General features: G+C 64.3%; 5 protein-coding genes. 2 read left to right on the forward strand and 3 right to left on the reverse strand.

The features are described from left to right. Nucleotides 1-346: 346 nt before the first annotated feature. The 3 genes from ACLP9N_RS18515 to ACLP9N_RS18525 form a co-directional block, all read right to left on the reverse strand. A complete protein-coding gene (locus ACLP9N_RS18515) occupies nt 347-1,006 on the reverse strand; it encodes a class I SAM-dependent methyltransferase (RefSeq protein ID WP_442408787.1) in 660 nt (219 codons plus the stop codon). 25 nt (nt 1,007-1,031) lie between these two features. Continuing rightward, a complete protein-coding gene (locus ACLP9N_RS18520) occupies nt 1,032-1,631 on the reverse strand; it encodes a hypothetical protein (protein ID WP_442408788.1) in 600 nt (199 codons plus the stop codon). A gap of 136 nt (nt 1,632-1,767) precedes the next feature. Then, nucleotides 1,768-2,043, reverse strand: coding sequence for an SHOCT domain-containing protein (locus ACLP9N_RS18525; RefSeq protein WP_442408789.1), 276 nt, complete (start codon nt 2,041-2,043; stop codon nt 1,768-1,770). A 114-nt stretch (nt 2,044-2,157) separates the two neighbouring features. Here ACLP9N_RS18525 and ACLP9N_RS18530 point away from each other — a divergent pair, with 114 nt between their 5' ends. Both ACLP9N_RS18530 and ACLP9N_RS18535 read left to right on the forward strand, forming a co-directional pair. After that, nucleotides 2,158-2,532, forward strand: coding sequence for an ArsR/SmtB family transcription factor (locus ACLP9N_RS18530; RefSeq protein WP_442408790.1), 375 nt, complete (start codon nt 2,158-2,160; stop codon nt 2,530-2,532). Nucleotides 2,533-2,603: 71 nt separating this feature from the next. Further along, nucleotides 2,604-3,221: a cation transporter gene (locus ACLP9N_RS18535; RefSeq protein WP_442408791.1), complete on the forward strand. Its 618-nt coding sequence runs from the start codon at nt 2,604-2,606 to the stop codon at nt 3,219-3,221. The last annotated feature ends 259 nt before the right edge of the window (nt 3,222-3,480 follow it).

Below are 3,480 nucleotides of genomic sequence, written 5' to 3' on the forward strand. Positions count from 1 at the left end.
CGACCGCCCTTGGGGGTCCCCCCCAGGCGAAAGAGTTGAACCAAGAATAGGAGGCGCTATGCGCTGCAAACGAGACGACTGCACAAGGCGGGCATACACATCCGGTTGGTGCTCGACGCACTATCGGCGTTTGCGGTCAGGTCAGCCCATGGATGCGGCGATCAGGCGTTACGTGCGGATACAAGAGCCGATGGACCGTACTAGTAAGCCAGCAGACGGGAAGCCGGTTCGACGAAAGCGAAAAAGGCCGTTCGAGGCGGAGTGGGCGTTGTTGAGGGAACTTGGCTTGGCGGAATAGCGACAGGCCAGCGGACTGCGACAGTATCGAGGATGTCGTTGGTCCGCGTCACTGCTGGGATGTGCTGGGAGTTGCGATGACGAGATCGGTGACAAGTCCCCAACGATGCACTCGTGAGTCATGCTGGATTTGCCAGTCACCGCCAAGCAGGGCGCTCACGTTGATGGGGCGACATCCGCCCACCACCTGGGGCGCAACACGCCACAGGCCGGTCCAGGTTCGCGAGACGCCCCGTTCGATCAGCCGCTCCCCATGGGTAAGACTGGCCAGGCAGAGCAAGCCGTCGGAGGTGAGAATCCGCCGCAGATCGTCGAGGACCGCTCGGGCGTAGTCTGCTTCGAGCAGGTCGAACACGAAGGTTGAGAGCACACGGTCCGCGAATGCGTCATCGGCGGGTAGGGGCAGTGAGCCGTCGACCAGCATGGCCTTCGCCCGTTCGGGCCATCCGGCGAGCCGGTTGGTGGCCAAGTTGATCATCACCGGGCTGATGTCGACGCCGAGGTAGGTGACATTGGCCGGCAGCGCGTCCAGAAGGTGCGCAGCCAATCGACCTGTGCCGCAGCCGAACTCGAAAATTCTCTGGTTTCCACCGAGGTCCGCGTTGGCCACGAGCCGATCCGTGGCCGCGTCCTCATAAAACGCTTGCCAGTCCTGGACGCGTCCGATCCGGTCGTAGACGGAACGAGCCTGATTCAGGGTCAGCGCCAAAGGTGCACCCTTCTCCCGTCGACTGCTAGTGACCCGGCCCCATCATCCCGCCGGGTCCCATCATGCCGCCGGGTCCCATCATGCGGCCGCAACCGCCCATCATGCCTTGCATCATCGCGGGCATGCCGTATTGGACGAATCCGGTGACCTCCCGTGCGTGGGCGCGGATGGTTTCCGTGAGGGCCGGATCATCGGCGGTTTCCTCGGCGATTACACCGGTTGGGGTGAAGGTGAGTTGGCGGCGGTATCCGCTGGCTTGGCGGAAGAGCGTCGGCAGGCTCTGGCTCATGCAGGCGACCTCGGCTCCCTGATCCAGGTGCGAGTACATGCTTGAGACGTGCTCCTGTAGCTGGGCGGCAAGGTCCGGGGAGTTTGATTCGGTGGTGGTGCGCACGCCGCCAGGGATGTCTTCAACAACACGGCTGATTTCGTTGTGCCGCATGAACATCTCCATGTAGCGGCTCATGTCCATGTGACCGGCGCCCATAAAACCGCCTCCGTCGGTGAGGCGGACAGCCGGGGGCGGTTCAAAGAGGCTGCGAAGGACATACCCCAGACCCAGGACGCTGCCCGCTCCAATCGCACCCAGCCCAGCGAGCGCCGCCCGCCGCGTCAACCTATTCATTGCTGTATGACCCTTTCATGGCGAGTCGACGCCAGGTCCGCTCTGTGGCCCGCGAATCGGTCGCGACGGGTTCGACGTGAGATTGGTGCGAGTGCGAAGGCCAGCGCGAGCCACGGGCGGTGCCAGCGCATCGCCGTCAGCGGTGTTCAACCAGCGCCGCCATGCGCCGCCGGTAGTCGTCTTCGTCGATGTCGCCACGCGCAAAGCGTTCCGCCAGCTTGTTTTCTGCCCCACGCATCTGCTGGGGGCTTCCCGCACCACCGTGGCGGCCTGCCACGGTGAGGCGGACCGCCACGACTATCGCCGTTATCAGCAGCGCGAACAACCCAATGACCACCACGGCAGTGATGATCCAACCCCAACCCCAGCCGTAGCCACCGTTCAACATCCACCCGTTACCGCCCCAGCACACCTTTTGACGCTCCTCCTGTCGACTTCATCTTCGACACCAACGATGCGCTCGCCGCTGAGGAAGTTCGTAGGGCCGATGGTCCTTTTCTTCGCCGGACAGATATAACATCGCCGAATGGGAATCCCGGCGGCCTCTGCGGAAGTGCAGCGGATTGAGTTAGCCCCAGCGGCTGCACTGTTTCGTTCGCTCGGTGATCCGACCCGGTTGGCGATTGTGCGGCGATTGGCGGTCGGACCGGCGCGGGTGACCGACTTGGTGGAGGCAGTGGGCTTGGCGCAGTCGACGGTGTCCAAACATCTTGCGTGTCTGCGTGACTGTGGTCTGGTGGCCTCCCACCCGGTTGGCCGTGCGTCGCTGTTTCGGCTGACCCAGCCCGCGCTGGTCGAGTTGCTCGGCTGCGCCGAGACGGTGCTGACGGCCACCGGAAATGCCGTGGCGTTGTGCCCCAACTACGGCAGCGATTACTGCGGGACGGCGGAGACACCGTGACCGTTGCCGGCTCGGCGGGCGACACTGTAAGCGTCGGTGGCGACGCATGCTGCGCCGGCTCGCGCTCCGCGCTGGCCGTGCATGATCCGGGATGGCATCGAGCCGCTCGATGGGCGCGGTGCCTCGCCTGGGTCAGCCTGGCCTGGATGTTGCTTGAGGGCGCGGTCGGCCTGTGGCAGGGATTGTTGGTCGGGTCGATTGCGCTGACCGGCTGGGCGCTGGGCAGCGCGGTGGAGGGACTGGCCAGCATCATCGTGGTTTGGCGGTTAACCGGTTCGCGCACCTTGTCCGAGACCGCCGAACGACGCGCACAACGCGGTGTGGCGGTGTCGTTTTGGCTGATCGCGCCCTACATCGCTGCTGAATCGCTGCGTCATCTGCTCGGCGAGCACCGCGCCGAGACTTCGGTGATCGGGATCGCGTTGACCGCAATTGCGGTGGTGTTGATGCCGTTGCTGGGCTATGCCAAACGGCGGCTCGGCGCAAGGCTAGGCTCGGCGGCCACGGCAGGCGAGGGCACACAGAACTATCTGTGCGCAGCCCAGGCTGCTGCGGTGCTGATTGGCCTCGCGACCACTGCCGCCTGGCCCGGCGGGTGGTGGCTGGACCCAGTAATCGGCCTCGGTGTTGCCGCTGTCGCCGCGTGGGAGGGCGTCGAAACCTGGCGTGGCGAGGCATGCGGGTGCTGAAGCGTGCTACCAGCACCCACTACCCACCCTTGCCAGGGCCACCGCTCTACTTCCATGCGTCCATTTGGGGTACACCCGTACTAGACATCTGGGAGGCTGCCCCCAGAGTGTCCAACTAGAGTCCATTCCAGCATTGTTTGACATTCGTCCACTGACATCATAGATTCTATTGGACAGTGCAGCCAAACAAGGGAGCCAGCAATGGGCCAGCGCATCGGATACCAGCGAGTCAGCACCGTTGACCAGAACACGGCTCGTC

Origin of the sequence: Mycobacterium sp. (assembly GCF_052144515.1) — a bacterium.
Lineage (GTDB): Bacteria > Actinomycetota > Actinomycetes > Mycobacteriales > Mycobacteriaceae > Mycobacterium.